Genomic DNA, 7,070 nt, shown 5'->3' on the forward strand with positions numbered 1-7,070 from the left:
AAAACCTCTCATATAAAAATTTGTTGAAAAAGTCCACAAAAAAGCTCTTGATACTCGTATATATATTGAGAGTTAATGATATACCAGTTACAATAAGTCATCGGGACGATACGATGGGCTTTACAATAAGGAGGTTTCAACTATGAAAAAACGAATGACAGCTTTACTACTCAGCGCCTGTATGTGTGCAGGTCTTGCCGGCTGCGGCACAAATACACCGGGGAATAATCCCGGTCACACCAAAACTGATTCGTCGGTCACTTCCCTCACTGACAACATCACTGTGACTTCGGTCAAATCGGATATAACATCATTTGACCAGCTAAAGAACGGAATCAATGAATTCTCTATGAATATGTATTCTGCACTTCCAGCTGACGAGAACATATTTTACTCGCCTTACAGCATTTCAAGTGCACTGTCCATGCTGGATGTAGGTGCAAACGGTGCAACAAAAAAAGAGCTCGAAAATGCTCTCGGCATAACAGATCTTGACGAGTGGAATGCTGAAATGAAGACATATCTGTCAAAAGACTGGTCACAGAATACATTTGTCAACACAGCAAATTCAGTATGGATGAACAAGGATACATCCTGGTCAGCTGACATAGAAAAGGATTTCCTTACACCTGCCAAAGATTACTACTCAGGTGAGGTGTATGAAGCAGACTTCAACGGTCAGCCGGACAAAGTTGTACAGAATGTCAACAATTGGGTCAGCACAAACACTAACAAGATGATCCCTGAAATCTTAAAGGAGATTCCTGGTGGAACCGTGATGATGCTCATAAACGCAGTTTACTTCGAGGGGAAATGGGATACTCCTTTTTCCGAGGATAAAACTTTTCAGAGCAGCTTCTACGGAACCGACAAGGAAAGCGTTGTTGATATGATGCATCTCTACGGTGAGCACTTCACATACATGGACAACGGTGAGATCAAAGGAATCACTCTTCCATACGACGGCGACAATGTTGTCATGAAGGTGTTCATGCCAACCGCCGATGACGGAGACATAAATGAACTCTTTGACAAACTAAGCAACGAAGAAAAACAGAAGCTCATCGACTCTCTGGATAATGCCAACAACGTAGAGATCGATACACTCCAGCTCCCAAAATTCACAGATGAGCAGAGCATTGACGGTCTCGATGAAATTCTTCAGAACATGGGAATAAGATCTGCATATTCAGACAGCGCAGACTTCTCCAAGATTGCCGACGGAATCGCAGTCTCATCTGTAAATCACAGGGCAAAGGTTATCGTGGACGAGAACGGAACCAAGGCCGCAGCAGAGACAGACATCATGGTCAAGGAAACAGCAATGATGCCAAGTGAAGAAACATATAACTTTATTGTGGACAAGCCATTTGTGTATGTGATTGAAGATCAGAGCACAGGAATGATCCTGTTCATGGGCAGGGTGAATTCGCTGTAATTTTTGATTATCGACACATACCAGGACTTGCTTCAGCAGCTTTTACTCGCAAAAAATGGAACATTTTCACTTTTCTTTGCGAATATCAAAAAAGCACACAAGATCTCAAAATCTTGTGTGCTTTTTTCTATAGGCCCGCTATTCCGACTTTCTCTCTGAATTCTCATTGGATTCTGTCGTGTCACCTGTTTCTCTGAGATTCTTCTCCCGTATATACTGGATCGCCTCTTTTACGGCTGCTTCCTCCTCATCCTTTGCTATCTTTCTTGCATAGGATACAGTCTTTACGAGGTTGGCTATGAGTATAATGGCAAGCGGAACAAGAATTATGGGTACAAATATAAGTGGGTTAGACACAAGCCTCACTATCTTGCCAAGTATGAGTGACGACCACACCACCCTGCCAAGCAGGTCTCTTGAGTCCACATCATAACGGTCCACCACATTATTGGCGTCGCCCTTTGTAATATACCTATAATTATTACCATCCGTCTCTATCGAGACAACTCTATGTGTATTTACCGCACCATAAAGAGCCGGATCCGATGAATAAAATGATATGACATCATTCTCATGTATGGATGCCGGGGCTGTCTGCTTAACAATTGTCTGGTCTCCCCCATTTTTCAAATAATACAATATTGTATATCATAATGACGTATTATTATATGGGAAAATGTCAAGTATTCATGTATTAGTAATCTGTTTTTGTGCATATTGCAATATTGCATATGTGCACTATGTTCTACATTCTATCGTCTTGTGAAAATATCGGACCTACTGAGCGGTTGTCACACGGCACCAGTCAAGTACAGCCGAGTAAGAAGCCATCACACTCTCATGCATCTTGCAGATCATATCCACATCAAGTTCTTTAACCGCTTTCTCCAGCTCCTGCGCCTCATCGCCCAGCTCCATGGCTCCGATCGTTCTGGATGTACTTTTTACCGTATGTATCAATATCCTGTAGCCGTCCCAATCTTTTTCATCATAAGCCTTCTGTATCTCTGCGCGCTTGTCGTCAGCTGCATACATTGATATGATTTCTTTCAAAAAGTCTTCACTGCCCCCGCAGTATGTAAGACCTTTCTCGTGGTCAATGTGAACTTCTTTACAAGATATGTCTGAATCCTGTTTTCCCATAACATCTGTTTTTTCGTCTACGGTTCCGGCACCCATTGTTGGGCTTTCCCGATCTTCATCACATACCGCCGGATCCACCAGCTTATCCTCAGGTATATATCTCATCAGGATATCTTCCAGCACCTCCGGCTGCACCGGCTTGCTGATATAATCCTTAAATCCTTCCGCCAGATACATCTCTCTTGCACCCATGACAGCATTTGCAGTCATGACTATATATGTACTCCTGCCACACAGGCTGTCGCGCATGAGCATAGCACGGTGAAATGTCTCCATGCCATCCATCTCAGGCATCATGTGATCCATAAGGATGATATCATACCTGTACTTTTTTATAAGCTCCAGACACTCGGCACCGCTGGCACAGGTCGAAACCTTCATACGTGTAGGCTTAAGCATCATCTTGATAACTTTCAGATTCATGACATTGTCATCCACAACAAGAACACTGACATCCGGGGCACACAATTTGCTCTTATACGTCTTTCTCTCCTTCATATACTGTCTGTGCCTGTCCTTAAAATCGCCTATTCTCTCATCGGACAGACGTTCCTGGCTGATTTTTACCACAAATGTAGTCCCATGTCCATACTTACTATGGCAGGTTATACTTCCACCCATCATTTCCACAAGGTGATATGTGATGGCCAGTCCAAGTCCTGTCCCCTCTATAGATCGGTTATTCGACAGATCAAGCCGCTCAAAATCTTTGAAAAGTCTCTCCTGATCTTCCTCTTTTATTCCGATTCCAGTATCACGAACAGCCATGACCAGTTCCACATTATGGGGATCTGCACCATGATCCTCCATATGGACGGTCACTATGATCGAACCTTTCTTCGTATACTTCACAGCATTTCCAATAAGATTTATCAGGATCCGGCATATTCTGGCGGAATCGCCTTTCAGATCATTGTACAAAATCTCCTGAACCTCGGCATCAAGCTCCAGATTCTTCTGTCTTGCTCTGGACTCCATAACAGACAACACATTGCTGAGCAGCTGGCTGAAATGATATTCCTCATTGACTATCTCCATCCTGCCCGATTCTATCATGGAGAAATCCAGCACATCCCTAACCAGATCTACCAGGATATCACTTGAGCTCTGTATATCCCTGGCACATTTCATGGTTTGTTCCTCGTGTGTCTCTCTCATTATTATCTCATTCATCCCCACTATGGTATTTAGCGGAGTCCTGATCTCATGGGACATATGCGCAAGGAACTCGGATTTGGCATGGTTCGCCACATCAGCATCATCCTTCGCCCTGGTAAGCTCCTCATTTATCTGCTCTATCTCCTCTAGTTTACACTTGTATACGGCATTCTGGAATCTCACTATGGATCCGATAACTATGCCGAATATTATAAGGCTCTGGAGCATGTCTACATACACACTTCTCTCATTTGCCAATGGGATCACCAGTTCTGGGTATTTATACGAGACTATGTAACATGCAACCACCATTATGATCTGGACAGCCAGCATGACATAGCAAAACATGCCATCTATCAGAAGGAATGAGAATATCATGCCTAAGCCAAACCAGAAACCCATACCGCTGTACGCTCCGCCCGAGGTGAAGAACATCATCGGAAATGCCACCAAAGTTATAACAAAAACGATCACTATAGCACTCTGTCTCACCATCTTTTTTGCATTTGCAAGGTAAATGCATATGCCGAGCACAGCCAACGCGGTCAATATGGCAACATCTTGTATAAGTGGAGTTTTGATGATCAGGCTCGCTATAAAGCTGATGATCCCGCCAACGGTGCCTCCACCTGTAATTATATTAAATAGAAGCAGCTGCATGTCCGTATCATTGTTGAGCATCTTCTTCCAAGGTACAGCCTTTGAACTTTTTTTATCTGATTTCTCATTTACTATCTTCCCCAAAGTGTCCCCCCATCTGTATTTAACCGATAACTCCGTACAAGGTCTCAAGGAAAACTATTGGAAGAAACGGCTTCGTAATATAATCCTCAACCCCCATCTGTCTCGCTCTCTCTATCAGCTTATAATCCTTATAAGCTGTTACGAATATGACCGGTACGTCTGTGATCTTTCGTATCTCTTCCAGCGTCTGGAATCCATCCATGTCTGGCATCTCGATATCGAGCAATACTAGGTCTATCTGCTGATTTCCCACTATGTCTATGGCCTGCTTTCCGCTCTCAGCCGCAATGACCTTGTAGAGGGGCTCGTTTTTGCAGATATTCTCTATAAGTCTGATATTTATCTTCTCGTCATCTACAACGAGGATATTGCTGACCATCTTCTCGACCTGTCTCATGTTGTAGTCTTCATCCTCATCAATCATACTGAGCATGACTTCTGCAATGTCCGGATCAAACTGACTGCCCTTGCCCTTCTCCATCTCATCGCGCACTATCTTCTGTGGCAGGGCGTATCTGTAGCTTCGGTTGGATGTCATGGCATCATAGCTGTCTGCCACCGCTATGATTCTTGCACACCTTGGTATATTTTCTCCCTTCAGCCCACTTGGATATCCTGTTCCATCGTACCTCTCATGGTGATACTTTGCGCCCACCGCCAGCTCCGGAAATGCATTTATATTCTTGAGAATATGGTATCCATTTACACAGTGAAGCTTTATCATGGAGAACTCTTCATCCGTAAGTCTTCCCGGCTTGTTGATTATGTTGTCAGGAATACGTATCTTGCCCATATCATGAAGCAGTGCTATCTGATATATCTCGTCCTGCTCCCTGATTGTTCCGCCCATCCGCTTCACCAGCTCACGGCTGTATCTGGCAACACGCACGGAGTGGCCTTTTGTGTATTTGTCCTTTGCATCTATCGTCTTGGCAAATGCCTGCATGACCATATTATTCAGGTCTGTGAGTTCGTTATTTGTCTCATCGAGCTGGCTCATGATTGCATCCGTACTATTCTTGGATCTGGTACAGAAGAACACTATAATTATATATAAAACTATTCCAACGCCTATATCGTAGCCTATCAGGTTTCTTATTCCGTGGTACAGCTTCTCATTTGTGATGACCATGACCACATACCATTCATCAACTATGGAACAGCTGAAAACCGTCACCTTCTTGTCATCAACAACCGCTTGAAATGGTTCGCCGTCATTGTTCGTTATGCCCTTCATGAGTGCAGACATTTCACTCTGAGTGTAGTCCTGTCCTACATCTTTCTTGTCTGAATGGGTTATCACCAAGCCTGACTTGTCGCAGACGAATGCATATCCCTGACCATTTAATTTGATTTTTTCCGTCTCAGACTGTATATAATCCAGAGTTACATCCAGAGATATTACGCTCACACCATCGTAGAGTAACTGGCTGACTGACACCAGAATATCACCTGTCTGCGCATCGATGTACGGCTGTCCCAGGGTTGGCGGGCCGTCTGCCGCCACTGCTGCCTTGTACCATGCCCGCTCCTGAGGAACATAATCATCATCGGGAACCCAGCCTATACCATCCAGGTATTCGCCGTTTATAAAGCCATATACGCCTGTGAATGCAGCATCTATATCCTGGAGATAATAATCTGATTCATTTGTGAGAAAGTTCAGTATATCCTGCTCCGGCCTGCCTTCTCTCATCATATGCTCCACAGTGATCTTCGTAACTTCCACCGCATCCACGGCTCGATTCAGATACGAATTCATATATTCCTGCTCCTGCTTCACAGTCTCTGCCGCCAAAGCCAGAGTATCATTCACTGACTTCCTATAAAATGTCATGATCGTACATAACGACAGTACCACAATCGCCACAAAACTCACTATCAGCGTCAGTATATACTGCCTCTTGCTTACATTCTTCATACCGAATTTCCCCATTTCACGTACATTATTCCGGTCCCAGATCAGCTCAAGTTTATACTTACATATAGCTACAATTGTAACACACTACCAACATTAATCAAATATTTAATGGGGTCTGAGGGGTCCGCCACCTCCGTCCCCAGAGATAAATTACACCCGTTAGAGCGCGCCATGGCGCGCAAACAAAAACAACCTCCTGGCGGTTTCCCACCAGAAGGTCGTCAATCCCTACCCCGAATAGGCAGGCCATTGCATACATGTTGTCAAATGTAGGAAGGCATTCGCCCCTCTGCCACTTGTAGATCGATACAGGTTCATTGAACCCGAGAAATGCCTGCAATGCTTTTACGGTGATTCCTTTCTGCTCTCTCACTTCTTTGATCCTCTTGCCTGTTGCGCAAAGGTCGATCATTGGAAAATTGTTCTGTGTCATAAATGATACCTCCCATTGTAAATGCTATAAACTATCTGACTACCAATATCTCCAATAGTCTTATAACTGGGTCAATATCCCGAACACTAATAATAAAATATGTCAGAAGGAATCTACAGATACTATAACACAAATAAACCACAGGTTAAAAGTAAACCTGTGGTTTAAAATTTTTTATTCAGTTTTCCCGTTCTGCTTCGCAAGCTTGTACTGGGTCATCTTCCTCTTGGAAG

At 43.8% G+C, this 7,070-nt stretch carries 5 protein-coding genes; 1 reads left to right on the forward strand and 4 read right to left on the reverse strand.

Going from position 1 to position 7,070, the window contains the following annotated elements; translation table 11 throughout:
* The first annotated feature begins 142 nt into the window (after window positions 1-142).
* Window positions 143-1,438 carry a serpin family protein gene (locus CCU_RS07955; protein ID WP_015534227.1) on the forward strand — a complete coding sequence of 432 codons (1,296 nt, stop codon included), beginning with the start codon at window positions 143-145 and terminating at the stop codon, window positions 1,436-1,438.
* A gap of 138 nt (window positions 1,439-1,576) precedes the next feature.
* On the opposite strand, the gene CCU_RS07960 is transcribed toward CCU_RS07955, so the two are convergent.
* From CCU_RS07960 to CCU_RS07975, 4 genes are all read right to left on the reverse strand, one after another.
* Entirely contained in the window at window positions 1,577-2,077 is a 501-nt protein-coding gene (locus tag CCU_RS07960; protein WP_208896102.1) for a signal peptidase I, read from the reverse strand.
* Between the two features lie 138 nt (window positions 2,078-2,215).
* On the reverse strand, window positions 2,216-4,483 hold the full coding sequence (locus CCU_RS07965) for an ATP-binding protein (protein WP_208896103.1): 2,268 nt from the start codon (window positions 4,481-4,483) through the stop codon (window positions 2,216-2,218).
* Between the two features lie 19 nt (window positions 4,484-4,502).
* Complete coding sequence (locus tag CCU_RS07970; RefSeq protein ID WP_015534228.1) at window positions 4,503-6,404, reverse strand: HD domain-containing phosphohydrolase; 1,902 nt, start codon at window positions 6,402-6,404, stop codon at window positions 4,503-4,505.
* A 97-nt stretch (window positions 6,405-6,501) separates the two neighbouring features.
* On the reverse strand, window positions 6,502-6,837 hold the full coding sequence (locus tag CCU_RS07975) for a helix-turn-helix domain-containing protein (protein WP_015534229.1): 336 nt from the start codon (window positions 6,835-6,837) through the stop codon (window positions 6,502-6,504).
* Window positions 6,838-7,070: the final 233 nt, after the last annotated feature.

This window comes from Coprococcus sp. ART55/1 (assembly GCF_000210595.1).
Lineage (GTDB): Bacteria > Bacillota > Clostridia > Lachnospirales > Lachnospiraceae > Coprococcus > Coprococcus aceti.

Bases quoted from the DNA above. Each gene is read 5' to 3' on its own strand.
- CCU_RS07975 (WP_015534229.1), bottom strand. From the start codon at position 6,837: ATGACACAGAACAATTTTCCAATGATCGACCTTTGCGCAACAGGCAAG.
- CCU_RS07955 (WP_015534227.1), top strand. From the start codon at position 143: ATGAAAAAACGAATGACAGCTTTACTACTCAGCGCCTGTATGTGTGCA.
- CCU_RS07970 (WP_015534228.1), bottom strand. From the start codon at position 6,404: ATGAAGAATGTAAGCAAGAGGCAGTATATACTGACGCTGATAGTGAGT.